Here is a 24,436-nt window from a genome sequence, read left to right as displayed (position 1 = left end):
TATAGTCAGTGAGGAGCTGAAAAACATGGAAACAATTTTACATAATGATCCACTTATAGCAGCTATAATTTCTTGGTTTTTAGCACAGTTAACGAAAGTCGTTTTTAAATTAATAAAAACAGGCGAGTTTGATTTTGCTAAGTTCTTTGCTTCAGGTGGAATGCCAAGTTCGCATGCTTCGACTGTTACTGCACTTGCTACAGGTGTCGGAGTGGTGGAAGGTGTGGAGAGTCCAATATTTGCGGTTGCCGCTATTTTTGCCATTATTGTTATGTACGATGCTTCAGGAGTAAGGCTTGCGGTAAGTAAGCAAGCGAAAATATTGAATGATTTTTTTCATGGTAGACAAACAGAATATAAAAAGTTAAATGAGCTCGTTGGACATACACCGTATCAAGTTGTTGTTGGTGCACTATTAGGAATTGTTGTCGGGGTTGGGTATTGTTTGTAAGCAGAATGTGTGTAATGCACGTTCTGCTTTTCTTTGTTTTCATACATATTTAGATGAGTTTTCGAATATCGTATACGGACTTAGAAAGGGTGGGTGAGCGGTGTGCTACTATATGACAAAGTGCATGAGGAGATAGAGCGGAGAACGACTGCACTTCAAACGATGCAAAGGCAAGACGGAACGTGGCAATTTTGTTTTGAAGGAGCTTTGCTAACGGATTGTCACATGATTTTTTTACTCAAATTATTAGGGCGAAATGACGAAATAGAACCGTTTGTGAAAAGGTTAGTATCTCTTCAAACAAATGAAGGGACTTGGAAATTATACGAAGATGAAAAGGGAGGGAATTTATCCGCGACGATTCAAGCATATGCTGCTTTACTTGCTTCGGAAAGATATTCGAAAGAAGCTATGAATATGAGGCGAGCTGAAATGTTTATTAAGGAACACGGGGGAGTTTCTCGTGCTCATTTTATGACGAAATTTTTATTAGCGATTCATGGAGAATATGAATTTCCTGCGCTTTTTCACTTTCCAACGCCAATCTTATTTTTACAAGATGACTCCCCCCTCAGTATATTTGGGCTAAGCAGCTCAGCGCGTATACATTTAATTCCGATGATGATTTGTATGAATAAGAGATTCCGTGTAGAGAAAAAGTTATTGCCAAATTTAAATCATATTGCAGGCGGGGGTGGACAATGGTTTCGAGAGGAGCGGTCTCCGCTGTTTCAATCGTTTTTAGGTGATGTGAAAAAGGTAATATCTTATCCATTATCGTTACATCATAAAGGATACGAAGAAGTAGAGCGCTTTATGAAGGAGCGTATAGATGAAAATGGAACATTATATAGTTACGCCAGTGCTACGTTTTATATGATTTATGCTTTGCTTGCATTAGGGCACTCTATTCAGTCTCCAATTATTGAGAAAGCTGTGACAGGATTAAAATCTTATATATGGAAGATGGACAGAGGAAGTCATTTGCAAAATTCTCCTTCTACCGTATGGGATACTGCTTTACTTAGCTATTCATTGCAAGAAGCTAAAGTTACAAATGAAAATAAGATGATTCAAAAGGCGACGGAGTATTTATTGCAAAAACAACAAACTAAAAAGGTAGATTGGAGCGTACATGCATCATCACTTGTAGCTGGCGGTTGGGGATTTTCAGATGTTAATACGACGATCCCTGATATAGACGATACTACAGCTGCCCTTAGAGCGTTAGCGCGAAGTAGAGGGAATGATAGAGTAGATGATGCGTGGGGAAGAGGCGTGGAATGGGTGAAAGGATTGCAAAACAATGATGGCGGCTGGGGAGCTTTTGAACGAGGGGTAACGAGCAAGTTACTATCGAATTTGCCGATTGAAAATGCGAGTGATATGATAACCGATCCGTCCACACCAGATATTACAGGTAGGGTGTTAGAATTATTCGGAACGTATGCACCGAATGAGTTGCTTGAAGAGCAAAAAAAGAAAGCTATCAAATGGTTAATGGATGTACAGGAACAGAATGGATCATGGTATGGAAAATGGGGGATATGTTATATATATGGGACATGGGCAACGATGACAGGCTTACGTGCATTAGGAGTGCCTTCTACTCATCCAGCGTTGAAAAAAGCCGCTTCATGGCTCGAACATTTGCAGCATGAAGACGGAGGGTGGGGAGAATCCTGTCAAAGTAGTGTAGAGAAAAAATTTATTTCTTTACCTTTTAGTACGCCGTCACAAACAGCGTGGGCACTTGATGCACTCATTTCTTACTACGATCAAGAAACACCGATTATTCGAAAAGGAATTTCATATTTGCTCGCGCAGTCTACTATGAATGAAAAATATCCTACTGGTACAGGGTTACCGGGGGGCTTTTATATTCGCTATCATAGTTATGGACATATATATCCGTTACTTGCTTTAGCGCACTACGTAAAGAAATATAGAAAATAAACCGAGAGATACTCTCGGTTTATTTTGATGGGTAGTAGGTCCCTGTTGAAAAGAATAAGGAACGTTGTAGTTCCTTATTTTTCTGTTGATTGGCGTTTTTGACGTGCATCAGCGGCATTTGCACGTGCGTTTGCTTCTAAGTCATTGTGGTCAGCGAGTTCGCGAGCGAACTCAACATCAATGCCATCGGCAGCTTTGTTTCGATCTACATTCTTTTTTTTCATTCGAAACAATCTCCTTGTGTTGTATGCGGCGTTGCAAAGTTAGTTTGACACAAATAGACTTTTTTATACAAAGAGGATTTGGAAAGCATAGAGCCGAAATATACAATATAACTAATAGAAATGGGGGATAGGGATGGACTTGTTGAATGGGAAAACAGCTGTTGTAACGGGTGCTGCGCAGGGGATTGGAAAAGAAATCGCACGAGTTTTTGCAAAACTAGGGGCCAAAGTATTAATTAGTGATGTAAATGAAGAGAAGCTACAAAAAACGACACGTGAATTATCAGATGAAGGGTATGATGTGAGTTTATATCGATGTGATGTGAGTAATCAAAATGAAGCGAAGTCGTTAATTGAATATGCGGTGCAAAAATTTGGTACATTACATATTTTAGTGAATAACGCTGGAATTACAAAAGATGCAATGTTACATAAGATGGAGAAATCAGCTTGGGAACAAGTATTACAAGTGAACTTAACTGGCGTTTTTTACTGTATGCAGCCAGCACTTCTTTATATGAGGCAACAAGGGTATGGGCGGATTATTAATATTTCTTCTATTAGTAGGGAAGGAAACATTGGACAAGCAAATTATGCGGCTACAAAAGCAGGGGTTGTAGGCTTAACAAAAACAGCAGCGAAAGAGGTTGGAAGTTTTGGTATTACGTGTAATGCGATTTGTCCAGGATTTATGGATACTGATATGACAAAAACAATACCGGATAAAGTAAAAGAGAAAATGGTTGGAGCGATTCCAGTTGGAAGAATCGGAACGCCGGAAGATATTGCAAACGCAGCTGCCTTTTTAGCATCAGAGTATGCGTCTTACATTACAGGAGAGGTATTAAATGTGAGCGGTGGGTTGCAAGTGTAAATGAATACATAATGAAAAGAACCTGACCGAGTAGGTCAGGTTCTTTCTCGTTAATTTAAGTTAATCCAAACGCTCTTCACTTCTGTATAGTTGTTCAGCGCGTAAGATCCCATTTCGCGGCCAAGACCGGATTGTTTAAATCCTCCAAATGGAGATGCTGCATCAAAGACGTTATAACAGTTTACCCATACAGTACCAGCACGTACTTTACTTGCAACATAGTGTGCTGTTTTAACATTTTCTGTCCACACACCAGCCGCTAAGCCGAATTGTGATTTATTTGCACGTTCAATCACTTCATCAATATCGTTAAAAGGTATTGCAGAAATAACTGGACCGAAAATTTCTTCTTTTGCGATCGTCATTTCGTCATTTACGTCAGCGAATACTGTAGGAGAAACGAAGTAGCCTTGATCGAATGGATTACTTCCTCCGCAAAGTACTTCAGCGCCTTCTTCAATCCCTTTTTCAATGTAGCTCATTACACGTTTTTGTTGTTCTTCGGAAACGAGAGGACCGATTGTTGTTTCAGGGTTAAGACCGGCACCTTGATTTAGTTTTTTAGAATAGAGGACGAGATCAGCCATGACATTATCATACATTTTCTTTGGGATAAATAAGCGTGATCCAGCAGAGCATACTTGTCCTTGGTTAAACATAACACCAGAAAGTGCACCAGGAATCGCGCGAGATAAGTCGGCGTCTGGTAAAATAATGTTCGGTGATTTACCGCCAAGCTCTAAAGTAACACGTTTCAATGATTCAGATGCTTGTCGCATAATTTGTTTACCGACTGGAGTAGAACCAGTAAATGCAATTTTATCAACGAGTGGATGATTAACAAGTGCTTGTCCAGCTGATTCACCGAATCCAGGAACGATATTAATAACACCTTTCGGGAATCCAGCTTCTTCAATTAATTCAGCTAAGTATAGAGCGGATAGTGGAGTTTGTTCTGCAGGTTTTAAAACGATTGTACATCCTGTAGCAAGCGCAGCTCCCATTTTCCACATTGCCATAAGAAGTGGGAAGTTCCAAGGGATAATTTGACCGACGACACCAACAGCCTCATGGCGTGTATAGTTAAAGTAATCACCGGAAACAGGAATTGTTTGACCAACAATTTTCGTCGCCCAGCCAGCATAATAGCGCATATGCTCAATTGCAAGTGGTATGTCTGCCGCCATTGTTTCACGGATTGGCTTTCCGTTATCTAACGTTTCGAGCTGTGCGAGCTCTTCTTTATGCTCTTCCATTAAATCAGCGAGCTTGTACATAAGACGGCTGCGTTCAGCAGTGCTCATGCGTGACCAAGGACCTTCATCGAAAGCCATTCGAGCAGCTACCACAGCTTTATGAATGTCTTCGCGACCAGCTTCAGCAACGATAGCGAGTGTTTCACCAGTTGCTGGGTTAGGAGTTTTAAATGTTTTTCCGGAAGCGCTTTCAATGAACGCTCCGTTCACATATAGTTTCTTTGTGCCCTGAAGAAATTTCTCTACCTTTTCATGAAGATTTACAGCTAGTTGACTCATTGTATAACCCCCTTGAAAATATAATTTAAACGCAGTACGAGACGGCGTTTATTCCGAAATCAAGGATGTGGGAACTAGATGAAAAGCCTCTACTTAAAATCATAAATAAAAAATGCTGAAAATTCAAATTTCATTTTCGTTACAATTGTAAAAAATATGTAATGAAACATTGTATTCTATATAATTACAAAAAATCCTGCGCGTTTTTGTTTTCTAGTAGGAAAAACTAGAAAAACAGTGGTACAATTATACATCGTGAGAGGAGGGGGAAAATGAAGAATTATCATGATGATCCGCGCTTTCGAGTTGCCCATAGAGAAGCGTTAATTGGTCTTGGATTAGCTATTATTAATTTTATAATATGGTATGGATTTGCTTATGGGCTTGGAAGTAAGGATCCGAGTGAATATACATATGTATTAGGTTTTCCAGCATGGTTTTTTTATAGCTGTATCGTTGGATTTATCGTAATGGTTATTTTGCTTATTTTAGTTGTTCGTTTTTTATTTCAAGATATTTCACTCGATGAGGAAGAAAAAAGTGAGGAATGATAGATGAATTGGTATGTAATAATCCCAATGATAATTTCTTTTATCGTTGTGTTTTTAATTGGTGTATATGCATCAAGACGTGTACAAGCAACCGCTAATAATAAATTTTTACAAGAATATTTTCTTGGTGGGCGTGAACTTGGTGGCTTATTATTAGCTATGACGATGATTGCTACGTACGGTAGTGCAAGTAGCTTTATCGGCGGGCCTGGTATTGCTTACAATATGGGTCTTGGATGGGTGCTGTTATCAGCGATTCAAGTTGTAACAGGATATATCGTTTTAACGGTTATTGGTAAAAAGTTTGCTATTATCGCTAGAAAGATGGAAGCAATTACGCTTATTGATTATTTAAAGGGCAGATACAATAATAAAGCGGTAGTTGTTCTTTCTGCGTTAAGTATTATAATCTTTTTGTTCTCAGCAACAGTAGCCCAGTGGGTTGGCGGCGGACGATTAATTGAGTCGCTAACAGGACTTTCCTACACAACGGCACTATTTTTATTTACATTTTCTGTACTTGTGTATGTGTTAATTGGTGGATTTCGTGCAGTCGCTTTATCAGATACGTTATTAGGAATCATTATGTTAGTCGGAACAACAATCATTTTAATTGCTACTGTCATTGCTGGTGGCGGAGTTGAAAAGATTATGCAGGAACTTATTCAAATTAATCCGAATCTAATAACACCGTTCGGAGCGGATGGAAGTTTAACGAAATCATATGTCACATCATTTTGGATTTTAATTGGGATTGGTGTCGTGGGATTACCGCAAATTAGTGTGCGTGCTATGTCTTATAAAAATTCAAAAGCTATGCACCAAGCATTAATCATTGGAACGGTTGTCGTCGGTACAATTATGATTGGTATGCATTTAACAGGTGTGTTTGCAAGAGTAGTCCTTCCAGGCATAACGGTACCAGATAAAGTAATGCCGCTACTCGCAATGGAAGTGTTGCCACCTTGGTTAGCTGGAGTTTTCTTAGCTGCACCAATGGCAGCGATAATGTCTACTGTGAACTCATTATTATTACTTGTAAGTTCGTCAATTATTAAAGATATATATGTGAACTACATAAATAAAGATGCCGCGGATAGTACGATAAAGAAAGGTAGCCTATTGATTACTGGTATCGTAGGATTACTCGTATATGCTGCCGCTATTAAGCCACCAGACTTTTTAATTTGGTTAAATTTATTTTCTTTCGGTGGTTTAGAAGCAGCGTTCATTTGGCCGATTGTGTTAGGTTTATATTGGAAAAAAGGAAATGCAACTGGAGCTCTCGCATCTATTTTAGTTGGAGTAGGTTCCTATATGTTTATTCACCTTTGCTACCCTAATCCATTCGGTATACATACAGTTGTTTTCCCGATTTGCTTTGCATTTATCTCTTATATAATTGGTAGTATGGTTACGATGAAAAAAGTAGCATAAAAATATAGAAAAACGTAGGAACTTCTAATATGAAGTTCCTACGTTTTTTGTTTATACAAAATTTATCTTTTTCATTCTGTATTCCGTCATGTATTCATAAAGTAATAACAATTGATGGGATGGAGTTGAGGTCTATGAAAAAAATATTATTTTTAGGAGACCCAGGAATTGATGACTCTTTAGCAATTATGTATGGATTATTGCATCCTGATATTGATATTGTTGGAGTAGTAACAGGATATGGGAATGTAACGCAGGAAAAGGCGACGAGTAATGCGGCGTATTTATTGCAAATGGCGGGCCGGGAAGATATACCTGTTATTAATGGAGCGAAAATTCCTTTATCTGGGGATTTTGTAACATATTATCCGGAAATTCATGGGGTAGACGGTTTGGGACCTATTAAGCCTCCTAAAAATTTTTCTCCCAATATTAAACCTTTTTGTGCATTTTTCGATATCATTGAAAAATATAAAGGAGAACTAATAATTGTTGATGCCGGCAGATCAACAACATTAGCGACGGCATTTATTTTAGAAAAACCAATGATGAAGTATGTGAAAGAATATTATATAATGGGCGGAGCTTTTTTAATGCCCGGAAATGTTACACCGGTCGCGGAAGCCAATTTTCATGGTGACCCAATTGCATCACAATTAGTTATGCAAAATGCGAAAAATGTGACATTAATACCGCTTAACGTTACATCAGAAGCGATTATTACACCGGAGATGGTGAAATACATTACGAAACATTCTAAAACGAATTTCAAGAAATTAATAGAACCGATTTTCGATTATTATTATAAAGCTTATAAAAATCTGAATCCTAAAATAACAGGGAGCCCAGTGCATGATGTAGTAACGATGATGGTAGCGGCAAATCCATCTCTTTTAGATTACGTGTATCGTCGTGTTGATGTAGATACGGTTGGAGTTGCGAAAGGGGAAAGTATCGCTGATTTTCGCCCGCAACCTGAAGCAAAAGCGTTGAAAAATTGGGTTAAAATTGGCTGGTCTTTACATTATAAAAAGTTTCTAGAGGATTTTGTGAAAATTATGACGTAGACATAATAGTAGCATACAAGTTAAAATAATGGAGATGATTGTTTAAATAATCATCTCCATTATTTTGTTTTTAAGAGATAAATAGAGAAGAGTTACACAATAGGAGAGGAATTTTACTTGAAAAAAACTATAGTATGCGCAGTGATTGTGGGTATTTTTGTTTTGCTGATATCAGGTAACTTTTTAGTGAAAAAAGTGTGGAGTTCAAATAATGATGATGCGCAGTACATAGCATCCTTTATTGAAGAACATAAAGATGAAAAGAATAGTGCACTTTTAATAAAAAGAAATGATAAAGTCGTGTATTCTGTAAATCCGGATGTTGTATTGCCAGTTGCTAGTACGATGAAGTTAATTGTGGCGCTTGAATATACGAAACAAGTTACAGAGGGGAAAATCGATCCGTCTAGTTTCGTTTCAATTAATGATGTGAATCGTTATTATGTGCCGGGTACAGATGGTGGTGCACAAGATAGATGGCAAAATTATTTGCAAAAAAAAGAAAAGATAACTGAAGGAGCGGTTTCTTTAGAAGAAGTTGCAAAAGGAATGGTTAAGTTTAGTTCTAATGCAAATACTGAATATTTAATGGAGGTATTAGGATTAAACAATATTAATCGGAATTTACAAAGTTTAGCACTTCCTGCACATCAACCGCTATTTCCGATTGTTTCATCTTTATACATTCCGGGATATTTGCATAAAGAATTACATGTTCCAAAATATAAAATAGAGAAAAAGTTAAAAGAAATGTCTCAAGAGCAATATCGTGAATATGCTATGATTATTCATGAACGCTTAAAAAAGAAGGGGCCATTATTACAGAAGGAAATTCCTCTGTATTTAGAGGAACGTTATGACAAAATTTGGTCGGATAGATTGCCGGCTGCTTCCGCTAACGATTATATGGTACTGCTTCAAAAGGCAAATCATCAAGGTGGTCTTACAGAAGCGGAAGAAAAAGTGTGGGCGAATATCGTTGAAACAGATATGAGCGCAAAGAAATATCGTAAAACATTCAGACATGCTGGACAAAAGAATGGTTATACACCATGGACGGTAACAAAAGCAGTTTATGCAATGGATAAACGCGGAAACTGTACAGAAATTGTTTTCTTGGCAAATAATTTAAATGAAGATGACAGTGCTGAAATACGTAAACATTTAGCAAATCTACACTTTCAAGTGTTGCAAAGTGATAAGTATGATGCGACTTTTATTAAATAAACTCGGTGCTATGAGCGCCGAGTTTATTTTTATGTACAAGCACTTTTTCACCATCCTTGGGTATGATGGGTAGTAACACTTAGGCGAAAGGGGAAAAGGTGATGAAACAGAGTAAAGAAGAGTTTATTAAGAATGAAGGCGCTGATTTCCCTGGGAAAACATATGTAAATTGTGTATTACAGCACGTATTTAATTTTCAGCGTAATTATTTATTAAAAGATATGTTTCAAGTGCATAGGGCACATATTACTATGTTAACTGAAGAGAAGTTAATGAAAAGAGAAGAAGCGAAAGTTATATTAATCGCACTTAAAAAAGTAGAGGGGATTCCAAAGGAGAAGTTGCTATATACAGAGCAACATGAAGATCTTTTTTTCTTAGTTGAACATTTGCTTTCTCAAAAAGCAAAGTGTGAATTTGTAAGTAATATGCATATCGGTAGAAGTAGAAATGATATGGGTGTAACGATGTATCGCATGAGTTTACGGCAATTTGTATTGCGGTTAATGGAACATCATTTATTGCTGCAAGAAAGTATGCTGGAGCTCGCCGGTGAACATATGGAAACAATTATGCCCGCGTATACACATACACAACCGGCGCAGCCGACAACATTTGGTCATTATATTTTGGCAATTTATGATACGATGCAACGAGATTTAGAAAGAATGAAAAAAGCGTATCATCTTTTAAATCATTCTCCAATGGGGGCAGCTGCCCTTTCTACAACAAGCTTCCCAATTAAGAGAAAACGAGTGGCACAGTTACTTGGATTTACAAATGTAATTGAGAACTCATATGATGCTGTTGCTGGAGCAGATTATTTATTAGAAGTTAGCTCGTTACTAATGGTTATTATGACGAATACGAGTAGATGGATTCATGATTTTTTACTATTAGCGACGAAAGAATATGATGGGATTACTGTAGCGAAGCCATATGTGCAAATAAGTAGTATTATGCCGCAAAAACGAAATCCTGTTTCAATAGAACATGCCCGTGCTATTACGAGTAGTGCTTTAGGGGAAGCATTTACTGTATTTCAAATGATTCATAATACACCATTTGGTGATATTGTCGATACGGAGGATGACTTGCAGCCGTATTTATATAAAGGAATCGAAAAGGCGATTCGTGTTTTTTGTATGATGAACGCAGTTATTCGAACGATGAAAGTAGAAGAGGAAACGTTAAAAAGTCGTTCATATAAACACGCGATTACGATTACAGATTTCGCAGATGTTTTAACAAAAAACTATGAAATACCATTTCGGCATGCACATCATGCAGCAAGTGCGATTGCAAATATGTCATTGGAGCAGAAAAAGGAGTTACATGAATTAAATTTCAAAGACATAAATGTATACTTACAAGAAAATTTGAAAGTAAATTTATTAGAAGAAGAGTGGAAAGAAATTATATCACCAGAAGCTTTTATTCAAAAAAGAAATGTATATGGTGGACCGAGTAAAAAAGAGATGGAGCGTATGATTAAAAATCGAAAAGAGTCATTTCAAAAAGAAGAAGAGGTATTTGAAAAGGAAAAACAAAGAATTTTACAAGCTGAAAATGATTTGAATACGTTAGCTTCGAACATTATTGAATCGTAAAAGAAGGATTTAATGAATTAATCGCCAATACTTAATTTAAATATAAATCGAGGGAAGAGATTGTCGATGATTCAATTACATGTATATGAAGAGATTCTTAATTTTACAGAAGAGGTTACACCATTTTTAGAGAAGAATGAGCAGGAAAATAATCTCATATTAGGTGTATTACAAATGGTCCAAGAACCGATATTTATAGGAGTAGCAAAACAAGAGGAAGAAATTGCAGCTGTATTTCTTCAAACAGAAGAAAAGAAACAAATAATTGTTGCTACGTCTGAGATTTCGGCAGTAGCTATTAAGGAACTTGCAAAAGAGTTAACGAAAGTATATCCACATATTCCTGGATTGATTGGTAATAAAAAAATCGTACAGAAATTAGCGGAAGAGATTGCAGTGTTAGAGAATAAGAAAACTAATGTTGCAATGGAGCAAGGTATATATGAATTAAAACAAGTAAAGAAAAAGTGGAACGGAGATGGAATCTTTCGAGAAGTAAGTAGTGATGAGCTAACATTAATAGAGCAGTGGATATATCAATTTTGCGAAGATGTGAAGATTCCTACTACGAAAGAAGAAGCGAAACAAACTGCTCATACATTAATTACTAATCGTTGTCTATTTGGTTTAGAAGTAGACGGGAAGATTGTTTCTGTAGCTGCAAAAACGAGACCGACTACAAACAATATAACAGTTAATTTTGTATATACACCGAAAGAAGCTCGGAAAAAAGGGTACGCATCTAGTTGTGTCGCTGCACTTAGTCAACGTATGTTAGATGAAGGCTACAAAACAACGACATTATATACGGACCTGGCAAATCCGACATCAAATAAAATTTATCAAGAAATTGGTTATGAGAAGATTATGGAGTCTGTACTTATATTTTTAGAGAAATAGAATGAAAAGGCACGCTATTATAGCGTGCCTCTTTGTTATTCATCAATTCGAATTACTTCACCCTGCGGGAAATTCTCAGTTTCTAGTAAGTTACGAATAGCTTTCGCAACATATTCAGGTGACAGCAGCTTTCCTTCTTCTTTTAATGCGGTGAATCGATCTAAGTTAATAAAGTCTTCCTTATTTGTTTCACGAATTTGTGCTTGCATATTTGTATCAACAACACCGGGTGCGAAAGCGACAGTTTTTACAGGATATTCTTTCTCCACTTCTTCAGTAGCTACGCACTGTGTAAACATATTTACACCGGCTTTCGTTGTACAATAAGCTCCCCATCCGAAATAAGGATTTTTTCCTGCTCCAGATGAAATATTTATAATGCGTTTTTCTACTTTCCAGTCTTTCGTATGTTTCATGAAAGTGGAAGTAAGAATCATTGGTGCGATTAAATTAATATGAACGTTCGTAATGAATTGTTCACTTTCTGACTTTTCAATAGGTTTCATTGGTGCAAGTGTTCCTGCATTATTAATTAAATGAATCGATGAGACATTGTCTTTTTGAATAGATGAAAAGACTTCGTTAAAATGAGTTTCTAAATTATGTACATCTTGAAGATCTATGGAATGGAAAATATAATTGCTGTCGTTTTGCTCTGCGAGTTTTGCAAGCTGTTTATTTTCTCTCCTAGAAATAGAGATAACGGTTGTATTTTCTTCTAACAATTGCACGGCGATTGCCTCACCTAAACCTTGTGAAGTTCCTGTTACGATAACGTAGCGCATAGTATAGTAAACTCCTCTCCATATATGTGGAATTTTGTTGGACAACGTACATTATATAGTTTGTCTACATTTTATAGTATAGAGCACTTTTTACTATAAATGAAATGAGATGATTGTGTGCCTTTTATGAATCGTTTTACAACAACAGTAACTGGTGCTGTCACGTTCACTGGGAACACGTTGGGACTAAGTCCTACATCACCTGCACCAAACAATAACTTCGGCACGATTGATGTGTTTACAACGATAAATACATCGCTTCAAGTGCCTGGATTCCCGGCAGGAACAACGAATGACTGGCCATTAAATTCTTCAAGTGCAATTTTGAACCTTCCAGCAGGGAGTAGTGTTTTATACGCAGAACTAGTATGGGCCGGCACATACCGAACCGATACAGAGGATGTTACAGCATTTTTAAATGATAATATTTCATTTACAACACCAGCAGGAACATTTTCTGTTGCACCAGATCCTGCAACTGCGCAGCAAGGTTCGGTAGGAAACCAGTTTTATTATGCTCGCTCTGCTAATGTAACGAATCTTGTAAGTGCAGGTGGGGCAGGCACATATACAACAGGTGCCGTGCCAGCTGCAAGAACTTCAGCTGATCCAACAATCAGTCGTTCAGCTGGCTGGACGCTTGAGGTAGTTTATCAAAATGCAAGTTTACCGCTTCGGAATTTGTCAGTATATGCAGGTCAAGAAATTATCGATGCTTCATCCCCGCCAGTTGATGCTACTATTTCAGGATTTGCTACTCCAGCAACAGGAGCTGTTACAGGAAGAGTGCTCGTAACTGCTCAAGAAGGTGATTCTAACATTGTTGGAGATCAGCTTCGCTTTGGACCGAATGCAAATGCTACAGTCGCATTATTCGGACCGAGAAACCCCGCGAATAATTTCTTTCAATCACAAATTTGTAATGATAGTGGCAATCTAGATACGAGCGGCACATTTGGAGATTTGAATCAGCCGTTAGGAATCGCTTTAGCGGTCCGAAGACAAGGGTGGGATATTACGAATGTAGACGCCTCATCTTCTTTAGTAAACAATCAGACGTCAGCAACTGTTCGCTTTGTCACAAATGGAGATGGATACGCTGCAGCTGGTTTTGGTGTTCAAATTGATGCGACAGGTCCAATCATTAATCCTGTTAAATCGGTTAATAGAACAGTTGCAGGGGTAGGGGATACTCTCACCTATACGATTACGGTCCCGAACACAGGAACAGGAAGTGCAGAAAACGTTGTATTACAAGATAGTATTCCGAACGGAACGACATTTGTAGCAGGTAGTGTAACGGTAGGTGGAGTAACACAACCGAGTGCGAATCCAGCGAATGGAATTAATTTAGGTACAATCCCAAATAACACGCAAAGAATTGTTACATTTCAAGTTCGAATAACATCGTTCCCGAACCCAAACCCTATTCCAAATCGTGCAATGGTGTCATATCAATTCCGTCCTTTTGTCGGTAGTCCCCCTATTACAAGTACGTCTTCTTCAAATACAGTACAAACGACAGTGAATCAAGCAACTATAAGTATGCAAAAATCTGTAGACCTACAGACGGCAACGCTTAATGACGTATTAACGTACACAGTTAATGTCACGAATAATGGGAATGTTGCTGCAAACAATGTTATTTTTGTTGATAGTATCCCTGCAGGAACAACATTTGTCGCAAATAGTGTTACGGTAAATGGAGTAGCACGTCCAGGAGCGAATCCATCAAGTAGTATTAATCTTGGAAGTATTAATGCTTCACAAACGACTGTAGTGCGCTTTCAAGTTCGAGTAACATCTAATCCTCTTGTAAATCCAATTCCGAACCGTGCAAGTGTAACATTTAACTTTACTCCAGTGCCTGGCCAACAACCAATTTCAGGTCAAGCGACAAGTAATACTGTATTTACTACTATTAATATAGCTGATATAAGAACGAGAAAAACAGTGGATAGAGCTTTTGCGACAGTTAATGACGTTCTTACGTACACCGTTACAATTGAAAATACAGGAAATGTACTTGCGACAAATGTTATTTTTCAAGATCCGATCCCAACTGGAACGACTTTTATTCCAAATAGTGTGACTGTAGATGGGGTTTCACAGCCTGGAGCAAATCCTGCGACTGGGTTTACAGTAGCGAATATATCTCCAGGTGGAAGTAGGACAGTGACTTTTCAAGTACGAGTCACATCTACGCCATCAGGAGGGACGATTGCGAATCGTGGAAATGTATCGGCTAATTTCGTCGTTATTCCGAATCAGCCGCCAGTAACGATTAATAGACAAACGAATACAGTTGTAACACAAGTTAATACAGGTGGTTTAAATGTAATAAAGGAAGTGAATACAACGCAAGCGGCAGTAGGGGACACTTTAACATACACGATTGCCGTCCAAAATACAGGAAACGTTCCGTTAACAAATGTGTTTTTCCAAGACACTATTTCTTCCGCTATTTCATTTGTTGCAAATACTGTAACGATTAATGGAGTCCCGCAAAGTGGATTGAATCCGAATACAGGATTTTCTCTTCCAAATATTCCTGCGGCTCAAACCGTTGTAGTCACATTTGACGTATTAATTGTACAGGATCCAGAAAATGAAGATATTTTAAATCAAGCAAATGTAACAGCAAGTTTTCAAGTGAATCCGAGCGAACCGCCAGTAACAATCAATGTTCCTAGTAACATTGTGAATACAACTGTACAATCAGGGAATTTTGAAGTTGTGAAATCAGTCAATACGGATGTTGCAACGGTAGGGGATGTTTTAGTATATACAATCGAAGTCATAAATGCGGGTAGTGTACCAGCTACAAATGTATTTTTCCAAGATTCAATTCCACAAGGGACATTATTTATTGAAAACAGTGTATTTGTTAATGGTGTTTTACAAGAAGGGGCAGATCCAGAACTTGGATTCCCATTAAATAATTTGCCTACTGGCGCGAGTGTAATTGTTACGTTTGAAGTATTAATTGATGAAATTCCCCAAGGAAATAATGTCGTAAATAATGCGAATGTAACTGGAGATTTCCTTGTAAATCCAACAGAGCCACCGATTACTGTAACAGTACCAAGTAATACTGTTATGACAGTGGTGAATTCTTCAGGGTTAAATGTAATAAAGAGCGTAAGCGCTACTGAAGCAGGAGTAGGAGATACGTTAACGTATACAGTTCGTATACAAAATAGTGGAACGGTAGCAGCGACAAATGTGTCATTCCTTGATCCAATTCCATCTGGAACAACGTTTGTTGCGAATAGTGTAACAATAAACGGGATATCTCAACCCGGTTTAAACCCAACAACTGGATTTCCACTTGCTAATATTCCAGTAGGAGGGATGGTAACAGTTACTTTTCAAGTGACGATCACGAGTGTACCACCAAATAGAGTTCTTCCGAATAATGCGAATGTAACTGCGGATTTCCAAGTAAGTCCTCTCCAGCCACCAATTACAATTGTAACGATTAGTAATATTGTTGTGACGCGATTGAATGTAGGATCAATTAATGTAATAAAGAGTGTAAACACACCGCAAGCAGGTGTAGGAGATACGTTAACGTATACGATTCTTATTCAAAATACAGGAACTGTTCCTGCAACAAATATTATTTTTCAAGATCCGATTCCTGTTGGAACTGCGTTTGTAGCGAATAGTGTCACGATAAATGGAGTTGTTCAGCAAGGTGCAGACCCTGTGGTAGGTTTTCCAGTTCCGAATATTCCAGTTGGGCAAACCGTTACAGTTACGTTTCAAGTTATAGTGACGAGTGTCCCGAGTGGTGGAAATATTAGAAACCAATCAAACGTTACTGCAAGTTTTCTTATAAATCCAGCTAATCCTCCAATAACGACTGTTACGAATAGCAATTTCGTCGTGACGCAAGTAAACACAGCACAGTTAAATATACAAAAATCTTCATCTGTACAACAAGCGGCACTTGGAGAAATTTACACGTATTCTGTTGTCATTAGAAATAATGGAACGGTAACAGCAACGAATGTCTCTTTCATTGATCCAATTGCTCTAGAAACAACATTTGTAGCAAATAGTGTAACGATAAATGGAACTCCTCAACCTGGATTTGATCCAAATATAGGTTTTACGCTTCCTAATATAGCTGCTGGCACATCATTGACTGTAGCGTTCCAAGTAACAGTAGTTGCGCCATCCACGCGTGGAGCCGTACTAAACACGGCAGCTGCTACGGCCACTTTTTTATTAAATCCTTTAAAGCCCCCTGTAACAACGACAAATTCAAGTAATACGACAGTAGTTACGATACCGTTACCTCCTCCTGGTGAAGTAACAGCAACCAAAACAGTTGACGTTGCAACTGGAGCGGTTGGGGATGTATTAACGTATACCGTGCTAATTTCAAACGTAGGAATTATACCTGTTACAGATGTGTTCTTCCAAGATGTCATACCAGAAGGAACGACATTTGTAGAAGATAGTGTAACGATAGGTGGGGTGCAGCAACTTGGTTTAAATCCAGAAATAGGATTTACAGTTACTCCATTATTAATTAATGGTGGAAGTATTGAGGTAACGTTCCGAGTGACGATTACAGAAATTCCAGATAATGAAGTCATATTAAATGATGCAGACGTTACATTTACTTCACAACCAAATCCGCAGGAACCACCGATTACGGAAACGATATTAACAAATTTAGTCGTTACGATAATTAATATAGCGTTTATTTTTCCGTTAAAACTAGTAGATAAAGAAGTAGCGACTGTAGGAGAAATTTTAACGTATGATGTATTGATTTTTAATTTTGGAACAGTGGCAGCGACGAATGTTCAATTTATAGATACTACTTCCGCGGGTGTAGCATTTGTACCAGGAAGTGTGAGCATAAACGGGGTACCAGCACCAGGATTAGATCCTTTTATCGGTTTTACAGTTCCAGATATACCTGTAGATGATTTTGTACTTGTCACATATCAAGAGATGGTAACGAGCATACCAGAAGGTGGAACAGTTGTTAACTTTGTAGATGTTACGGCTACATTTGCTGTAAGTGAAACAGAGCCGCCTATTACTGAAACAACGACAAGTAACACGACATTAACCGAAATAAATGAACCTGGTTTGAATGTTTTAAAATCAGTAAGTGAGCCAATTGTTGCAGTAGGCGATACAATCACATATACGACAGTAGTTCAAAATACAGGGACAGTGACAGCGACGAATATTCAATATAGTGATGTATTACCTTCCTCTATAGCATTCGTGCCGAATAGTGTAACGATAGGTGGTGTGATACAACCTGGGTTCAATCCTAATAATGGATTCCCACTTCCAGATATAAATTCAGGGGGAAGTGTAGAAGTCACGTTCCAAGTAACCGTTGTTAGTGTTCCAGCAAACGGAACAATTGCCAATACGGCAAATGTTACTGGAAGCTTTATATTAGTACCAGGAGAACCACCAGTTATAGTAAATCAGCCAAGTAACACAACGCTCACAACTGTAAATAGAGGACGCTTTAATGTTATTAAACAAGTCAATAGAGCTGCTACCTTAGTTGGAGATGTATTAACGTATACAGTGCAAATAACGAATACAGGAACAGTAACAGCTAACGATGTTCAGTTTATTGATACGATTTCAGCAGGAGCGTCATTTGTACCAAATAGTGTAACGGTAAATGGAACTCCGCAACCTGGTTTGAATCCGATTACAGGGTTTGGAATTGGCGATATACTTGTTGGCAATACGACTATAGTGACGTTCCAAGCGACAGTGACAAATATTCCATCTTCAGGAACGATAACGAATGTTGCAAATATAACAGGAAGTTTTACTTTAGTACCAGGAGAACCACCAGTTGTAGTAACAGAGCCGAGTAATACGACAATAACAAGGGTAAATAGAGGGCGATTCAATGTTATAAAAACTGTCAACAAACAGGCGACACGATTAGGAGATACGTTAACGTATAGTGTGCAAGTTACAAATACAGGAACGGTAACAGCGACAAATGTGCAATTTATTGACGTTCCATCACCTAGTTTAGAATTCGTTCCAGGGAGTGTACAGATAAATGGGATTCCACAAGTAGGTTTAGATCCTTTTGTAGGCTTTTCATTACCGGATCTTGCAGTAGGAGATAGCATACTAATCACATTTGAAGTAAATGTAATCGTAATTCCGCCTTCTAGTAGCATTATGAATACAGCGAGAGTAACTGGTGATTTCGAATTGATTCCAGGAGAACCACCGTTTACAATTACGAATTCAAGTAATACGACAGTCACACCAGTAAATAGAGGCAGTTTAGATATGCTGAAAGAAGTAGATCATTCAATTGTTGGAGTAGGAGAAACGGTAACGTACCGTGTTCGCATATTAAATACTGGTACGGCTGATGCAATGAATGTTCAATTTATTGATGTGTTATCTCCGGAAGCGGCTTTTGTACCAAATAGTGTAACGGTAAATGGAGTAGCACGTCCAGGAGTAAATCCGCAGGTTGGATTTACGATTTTAGACATTCCAGTCGGTGAGACGGCGATTGTAACATATGAAGCTACAATTACAAGTTTTCCAGATGGTGGTACAGTGGTGAACGTTGCTGGGGCATCGGCAGAATATATTTTAGTACCAGGGGAACCGCCAGTTACAGTGATGGACACGAGTAATACAGTTATTGTAACGGTAAATACTGCAATCTTATTTGTTGCAAAAGGAGCAAACTTTGAAGTAGCAATGGTAGGAGATGTTGTCACTTACGGAATTGCTGTTATAAATGATAGTACAGTTCCTGTGACGAATATTATTTTAACAGACATCATTGACCCAAATACGTTATTTATAAATGGCACGGTAACGGTAAATGATGTACCTTTTCCATTTGCCAATCCGAATACCGGTATCCTTTTAGGTGATTTTCAGCCAAATGATGCAGCAATTATTAATTTCCAAGTTGTAATAACAGGAGGGCAAATAAATAACTTAGTAACAAATACAGCTACAGCGAATGGGCTTGCAACTGTAAATCCTAATGAGCCGCCAGTAGTAGTTGAAGGCGATAGTAATACAGTTGTTATCCCGTTTATTCCTCAAAATGTTTCAACAACAGTCGTAAAAACGGCAGATCTTCAATCAGCAACGATAGGCGATGTTATTACGTTTACGACAGTTATTACGAATACGGGGGATACAGCGATACAAAATATTCGTTTTCAAGATATGTTAGATAGTAGTTTTCGATTTGTTCCTGGAAGTGTAACTGTTGATAATACGCCAGTGCCAAATGTAAGCCCAGTATCAGGGTTTCTTATAGGAAGTTTAAATCCAGGTGAAGCACGGACAGTTTCGTTCCAAGTAACAGTTCAGAGTGCACCAAGTGGTTCAGGAAATTATATTAATCAAGCGAGTATTCGCTTCGAACATCAAGTAGGCACAGTATTGCCACCTGTTACACAAATAATAGATAGTAACATAGTTGTCATTCCATTTGTTCCAACGATAGAACAAATTTGTGAAACAAACTTTAATTGTTTAGACAAAATTCCATTTCACTGTTCTCCGTGTAATCAGTTGCGAATAAATAAAAAATAAACACAAAAAGAGCATCCTTGAAGTGACCCCTAAAAGTTAGACACGGTTATTTCATTAGGCTACTTGATCCAAATGAGTCCGGTATTGTACCGGGCTCATTTTTAATTTTGCCTTAATCCGTTTCTTATTATAATAATCTATATATTTTTCTAATTCTATTTTAAAATGCTCTATGCATTCAAATTCTTTTATATAGAGGAACTCCGACTTCATAATCCCAAAGAAATTCTCTATTACTGCGTTGTCGTAACAGTTTCCTTTTCGAGACATACTCTGTACGATAGCTCTTGATTCAAGTGTACGGAAGTACTGTCTCATTTGATAATGCCATCCTTGATCCGAATGCATCAGTAGCTGGTGGTTTTCAGGTAAACGTTCTAATGCTTTCTCTAACATCTCTGAAACAAGTGAATACGCCGGTCTAGAACCAATTGTATAGGTAATAATCTCACCATTATACAAGTCTAATACAGGTGATACATACAGTTTTTCTCCAAATAATTTAAACTCTGTGATGTCTGTTACCCATTTTTGATTCGGTGCATCTGCATAAAAATTACGCTCTAAAATATTGGGTGCAATTTTACCGACTTTCCCTTTGTAGGATTTATATTTCTTCATACGCACAACACACTTTAATCCAAGCTCTTTCATAATACGTTGCACCTTTTTATGATTCACTTTCTGACCACGATTCGCTAACTCATCACGAATGCGACGGTAGCCATAACGACCTTCATTCTCCTCATAAATCACTTTAATCTCAGCTTTCAAATCGGCATCTACATCTGGGCGATTCATTTTCTTTACTAAATCATAATACGTGCTTCGTGGAATAGTAGCTAACTCGACGAGTGCCTTCACCGAATATTTATGCCTTAATTCATAGACTACTTGCGCTTTGTCTTGTTTAGTGACTTTTCCTTGTTTTGAACTAAGGCATTCAACTTTTTTAAGTACTCATTTTCCATTTCAAGCTGTTTAATACGTGCTTCAAGTGCTTCGACTGACCCTTCAGCTAAAGCTTGTTTTACTTGTTTATTTGACTCTTTTTTCATGGATGGACGCCCCTTTTTTTTAGATTGAAGGGCATCAATTCCTTGTGTTTCGAGTTGTTTTTTCCAAACAGAAATCGTTGAAGGGGCAGGAATGTTAAAGATAGCTGCCGTCTCAAATAAGGACATACCGTTTTCAATCATAAAGTTTAGTACGTCTAGTTTAAATTGTTGTGTGTAATTTGTACATCGTTTTAGAAAAGCTTCCACACCATTCTGCTTATATTGGTTTACCCAATTCAAAATGATTGTGCCACTTATACCGATCGCTCTACCCATTTCTCGATAACTTTCATTTCCGTTCAAATAACGTAGAACGATTTGTATTTTTTCATCAGCTGTAAATTTAGCCATAGAAAAACTGCACCTCCAATTGTTAGACTGTGTCTAACAATTGGGGTGCAGTTCACCTGAAAGAATAGGATGCTCTTTTTGTTTAGATCAAGTAGCTTCTTCTTCGGGAGAAGTGAAAAATTCGTTGACTTTGTTGGAGAGTAGAAATGGAATAGCTCCTTTTATAACGGAAATGTCCCAGTCCCACCATGCAAGGTTTTCTAGTTTTTCAATGATTTCTTGCGGGAAACGATATCGAACTAGTTTGGCAGGATTACCAGCGACGATTGCATATGGAGGTACGTCTTTTGTAACAACACTCTTGGCCCCGATAATGGCCCCGTTACCAATTGTAACACCAGATAAAATGCAGGATTGATAACCAATCCATACATCATTGCCGACTACGATATCACCTTTTGAAGAAGGATGACCAGTAATGTGTGCTCCTTCTTCGAAGAGGACATTAAATGGATAAGTTGTTATCCAATCAGCACGATGTTCACCGCCAAGTACGAAAACGACTTCTTCTCCTAATGAACAAAACTTACCTATTTTTAATTTTGTTTCATCATTCCAAGAAAAAATAATAGGGCCTACTTTACTGTAAGTATAATCACCGATATCATATTTATTATATTCAGGTTTTTGATTTAAATATAACATACCAATTTTAGCATCCTCTCTAAAGAAAGTAATGGATATGGAACATTATATGCAAGGTGAAGTAAGGCGAACTATGTTGTATGAAATGGTAATGTGCAAAAATGTTAGTAGGCAAGATGAATAAAAGGGAGTGAAATGTATGAGATACGAAATGGGATTATATAATAAACCTTTTCAGTCGATTCAATTAGGAAAAAAAGTATATGAAGTACGCTTATACGATAAAAAACGTCAACTTATAAAACAAGACGATGAAATTGTATTTACGAACCTTACGACAGCAGAAACGATGGCTGTAAAAGTAACGGAGATAAAACGATACGAAAGCTTTAAAGCAATGTACGAACAAATTGATAAAAAATTATTTGATTGTGAAGAACTTAGTATAAAAGAAATGTTAGAAAGTACATACGGAATATATACGAAAGAACAAGAAAAAGAATGGGGAACAGTTGCGATTGGTGTTGAGGTAATAAAGTGAGAAGAAATCGCGGTGCAGCTATAATTATACAAGGAGGTAAAATCGCTCTTATAAAACGTGTTCGAGAAGGTGAGATGTATTTTGTTTTTCCAGGCGGGGGAATTGAAGAAGGAGAAACGCCTGAAGAAGCAACGAAGCGAGAGGTTTATGAAGAATTAGGGGTACATATACAAGTGGAGCATCTGATTGCAAAGGTGGAGTATAAAGGTACGGAGTATTATTATAATGCCCATATTATAGGTGGAGTTTTCGGAAGTGGTAAAGGCGAGGAGTTCGAGCTGAAAGATAGAGGGAGTTATATTCCTTTATGGATGCCGGTAAATGAGTTGCCAAATTTAAATGTAAAACCTTATGATGTGGCCAAATGTGTATTTGATTATTATGGAATATGAGGTCTGACAACATACAAAAAAAACCATTGACATAGCCTTCTGATTTAAGTATTGTATTCGAGTATGTTTATAATCAGGAGGTTTATATGAGCAATCAAACTACTACACATCATGTGAAAATGACAACAGCAGATCCATCTGGAATCGGTCTATTTGGATTAGCGATGGTAACACTTGTAGCATCGTCTCAAAAGTTAGGCTTAACAGATGGCGTTTCACTTGTATTACCATGGGCAATCTTTTTAGGAGGATTTGCACAAATCTTTGCATGCATTCACGATGCAAAGCACAACAATACGTTCGGTACAACAGCATTTGGTGCGTACGGCCTATTTTGGTTAGGTGTTGGAATGACTTGGTTAATTCAACTTGGAGTATTTGGTGAAAAATTAGCCCAAACTGCAGATTCAAAACAGCTCGGTGTAGCCTTTATCGGATACTTGATTTTCACGATCTTTATGACAATTGGTGCAATGGAAACACATAAAGTATTATTTATGATTTTCGTCCTTATTGATTTCTTATTTATCGGTCTTTCATTAAGTACTTTAGGTGTTATGCCGCACGCAATGCATAATTTAGCAGCGTATTCTGAACTATGTATTTCATTATTATCTTTCTATGGTTCAGCAGCAGCTGTGTTAAATACACACTTCGGAAAAGTTGTATTACCAGTTGGAAAACCCTTTGGTATTTTTAAAAAGTAATAAAAAGAACAGATGATTGTATAGTCATCTGTTCTTTTTTTATGGAATAAAATAAAATAGCAAAAAATATAATTGAAATTGATTCTCATTATTAATATAATGAGAATGAGAATCATTTATTGTAAGAGGGGGATGCCAAAGTGGCGAAAATTTTAATAGCGTATGCAAGTATGTCAGGGAATACAGAGAGTATTGCTGATTTAATTAAAGTAAGTTTAGATGCCTTTGATCATGAAGTAGTATTACAAGAGATGGAAGGTATGGATGCTGAAGAATTATTAGCTTATGATGGAATCATTTTAGGATCTTATACGTGGGGTGATGGTGAATTACCATTTGAAGCGGAAGATTTCCATGATGAGTTAGAAAATATAGATTTGACGGGTAAAAAAGTGGCTGTTTTTGGATCAGGTGATACGGCGTATGAACTGTTTTGTGAAGCGGTAACGATATTTGAAGAACGTCTTGTAAAATGTGGGGCAGAACTTGTACAAGAAGGATTGAAAATTGAATTAGCTCCAGAAGATAAAGAAGACGTTGAAAAATGCAGTGATTTTGCAATTGCTTTTGCCGAGAAGTTCTAGGAACGGGAGTG

The 24,436-nt window shown here is 37.6% G+C and carries 19 protein-coding genes; 14 read left to right on the top strand and 5 right to left on the bottom strand.

Going from position 1 to position 24,436, the window contains the following annotated elements:
- Nucleotides 1–25: 25 nt before the first annotated feature.
- Together JFT95_RS15045 and JFT95_RS15040 are read left to right on the top strand one after the other, a co-directional pair.
- Complete coding sequence (locus JFT95_RS15045; protein WP_000447809.1) at nt 26–451, top strand: divergent PAP2 family protein; 426 nt, start codon at nt 26–28, stop codon at nt 449–451.
- A 102-nt stretch (nt 452–553) separates the two neighbouring features.
- Nucleotides 554–2,407 (top strand): terpene cyclase/mutase family protein, encoded by a 1,854-nt coding sequence (locus JFT95_RS15040; RefSeq protein WP_016127401.1) that lies wholly within the window; start codon nt 554–556, stop codon nt 2,405–2,407.
- A 74-nt stretch (nt 2,408–2,481) separates the two neighbouring features.
- Here the strand turns inward: JFT95_RS15040 and JFT95_RS15035 are convergent, their stop codons facing one another.
- Nucleotides 2,482–2,631, bottom strand: coding sequence for a YfhD family protein (locus JFT95_RS15035; protein WP_002128468.1), 150 nt, complete (start codon nt 2,629–2,631; stop codon nt 2,482–2,484).
- Nucleotides 2,632–2,764: 133 nt separating this feature from the next.
- On the opposite strand from JFT95_RS15035, the gene fabG reads away from it, so the two are divergent.
- Nucleotides 2,765–3,505: a 3-oxoacyl-ACP reductase FabG gene (gene fabG / locus JFT95_RS15030; protein WP_002128467.1), complete on the top strand. Its 741-nt coding sequence runs from the start codon at nt 2,765–2,767 to the stop codon at nt 3,503–3,505.
- A 50-nt stretch (nt 3,506–3,555) separates the two neighbouring features.
- On the opposite strand, the gene dhaS is transcribed toward fabG, so the two are convergent.
- Complete coding sequence (dhaS, locus tag JFT95_RS15025) at nt 3,556–5,040, bottom strand: aldehyde dehydrogenase DhaS (RefSeq protein WP_002014355.1); 1,485 nt, start codon at nt 5,038–5,040, stop codon at nt 3,556–3,558.
- A 272-nt stretch (nt 5,041–5,312) separates the two neighbouring features.
- On the opposite strand from dhaS, the gene JFT95_RS15020 reads away from it, so the two are divergent.
- The 6 genes from JFT95_RS15020 to JFT95_RS14995 all read left to right on the top strand — a co-directional run bounded on the left by JFT95_RS15020 (nt 5,313) and on the right by JFT95_RS14995 (nt 11,832).
- Complete coding sequence (locus tag JFT95_RS15020) at nt 5,313–5,591, top strand: YhdT family protein (protein ID WP_002014357.1); 279 nt, start codon at nt 5,313–5,315, stop codon at nt 5,589–5,591.
- 3 nt (nt 5,592–5,594) lie between these two features.
- Complete coding sequence (panF, locus tag JFT95_RS15015) at nt 5,595–7,028, top strand: sodium/pantothenate symporter (protein ID WP_201052703.1); 1,434 nt, start codon at nt 5,595–5,597, stop codon at nt 7,026–7,028.
- A 134-nt stretch (nt 7,029–7,162) separates the two neighbouring features.
- The gene (locus JFT95_RS15010) at nt 7,163–8,095 is read left to right on the top strand and encodes a nucleoside hydrolase (protein WP_012261383.1); all 933 of its coding nucleotides are present in this window, start codon (nt 7,163–7,165) and stop codon (nt 8,093–8,095) included.
- A 117-nt stretch (nt 8,096–8,212) separates the two neighbouring features.
- Nucleotides 8,213–9,322 carry a serine hydrolase gene (locus tag JFT95_RS15005; protein ID WP_201052702.1) on the top strand — a complete coding sequence of 370 codons (1,110 nt, stop codon included), beginning with the start codon at nt 8,213–8,215 and terminating at the stop codon, nt 9,320–9,322.
- Nucleotides 9,323–9,423: 101 nt separating this feature from the next.
- Nucleotides 9,424–10,932 (top strand): argininosuccinate lyase, encoded by a 1,509-nt coding sequence (argH, locus tag JFT95_RS15000; RefSeq protein WP_201052700.1) that lies wholly within the window; start codon nt 9,424–9,426, stop codon nt 10,930–10,932.
- Between the two features lie 66 nt (nt 10,933–10,998).
- Nucleotides 10,999–11,832 (top strand): GNAT family N-acetyltransferase, encoded by an 834-nt coding sequence (locus tag JFT95_RS14995; RefSeq protein WP_201052697.1) that lies wholly within the window; start codon nt 10,999–11,001, stop codon nt 11,830–11,832.
- 35 nt (nt 11,833–11,867) lie between these two features.
- Here the strand turns inward: JFT95_RS14995 and JFT95_RS14990 are convergent, their stop codons facing one another.
- Nucleotides 11,868–12,617, bottom strand: a complete 750-nt coding sequence (locus JFT95_RS14990; RefSeq protein ID WP_002128461.1) for a (S)-benzoin forming benzil reductase — start codon at nt 12,615–12,617, stop codon at nt 11,868–11,870.
- A 117-nt stretch (nt 12,618–12,734) separates the two neighbouring features.
- Here JFT95_RS14990 and JFT95_RS14985 point away from each other — a divergent pair, with 117 nt between their 5' ends.
- The gene (locus JFT95_RS14985) at nt 12,735–20,207 is read left to right on the top strand and encodes a DUF7507 domain-containing protein (RefSeq protein ID WP_201052695.1); all 7,473 of its coding nucleotides are present in this window, start codon (nt 12,735–12,737) and stop codon (nt 20,205–20,207) included.
- A gap of 54 nt (nt 20,208–20,261) precedes the next feature.
- On the opposite strand, the gene JFT95_RS14980 is transcribed toward JFT95_RS14985, so the two are convergent.
- Both JFT95_RS14980 and JFT95_RS14975 read right to left on the bottom strand, forming a co-directional pair.
- Nucleotides 20,262–21,616, bottom strand: a protein-coding gene (locus JFT95_RS14980; protein ID WP_201052693.1) for an IS3 family transposase whose coding sequence is annotated in 2 segments (ribosomal slippage) — nt 20,262–21,163 and nt 21,163–21,616 — 1,356 coding nt in all. Because the reading frame shifts where the segments join, the coding sequence is not laid out codon by codon here.
- Between the two features lie 87 nt (nt 21,617–21,703).
- The gene (locus JFT95_RS14975; RefSeq protein WP_002128459.1) at nt 21,704–22,261 is read right to left on the bottom strand and encodes a CatB-related O-acetyltransferase; all 558 of its coding nucleotides are present in this window, start codon (nt 22,259–22,261) and stop codon (nt 21,704–21,706) included.
- Nucleotides 22,262–22,400: 139 nt separating this feature from the next.
- Between JFT95_RS14975 and JFT95_RS14970 the strand changes: the two genes are divergently transcribed.
- The 4 genes from JFT95_RS14970 to JFT95_RS14955 all read left to right on the top strand — a co-directional run bounded on the left by JFT95_RS14970 (nt 22,401) and on the right by JFT95_RS14955 (nt 24,425).
- Nucleotides 22,401–22,742, top strand: coding sequence for an ASCH domain-containing protein (locus JFT95_RS14970; RefSeq protein ID WP_002128458.1), 342 nt, complete (start codon nt 22,401–22,403; stop codon nt 22,740–22,742).
- Nucleotides 22,739–23,134 carry an NUDIX hydrolase gene (locus JFT95_RS14965; RefSeq protein WP_002128457.1) on the top strand — a complete coding sequence of 132 codons (396 nt, stop codon included), beginning with the start codon at nt 22,739–22,741 and terminating at the stop codon, nt 23,132–23,134. Before JFT95_RS14970 ends, JFT95_RS14965 begins: the two co-directional genes overlap by 4 nt.
- Before the next feature lie 86 nt (nt 23,135–23,220).
- Nucleotides 23,221–23,841, top strand: a complete 621-nt coding sequence (locus JFT95_RS14960) for an acetate uptake transporter (protein WP_000070943.1) — start codon at nt 23,221–23,223, stop codon at nt 23,839–23,841.
- A 140-nt stretch (nt 23,842–23,981) separates the two neighbouring features.
- The gene (locus JFT95_RS14955) at nt 23,982–24,425 is read left to right on the top strand and encodes a flavodoxin (protein WP_001062757.1); all 444 of its coding nucleotides are present in this window, start codon (nt 23,982–23,984) and stop codon (nt 24,423–24,425) included.
- The last annotated feature ends 11 nt before the right edge of the window (nt 24,426–24,436 follow it).

This window comes from Bacillus sp. TH17, from assembly GCF_016651125.1.
In the GTDB taxonomy this organism is placed as follows: domain Bacteria; phylum Bacillota; class Bacilli; order Bacillales; family Bacillaceae_G; genus Bacillus_A; species Bacillus_A mycoides.
The sequence above is the reverse complement of the archived record's forward strand: the minus strand, read 5'-3'. Positions and strand labels throughout refer to the sequence as shown.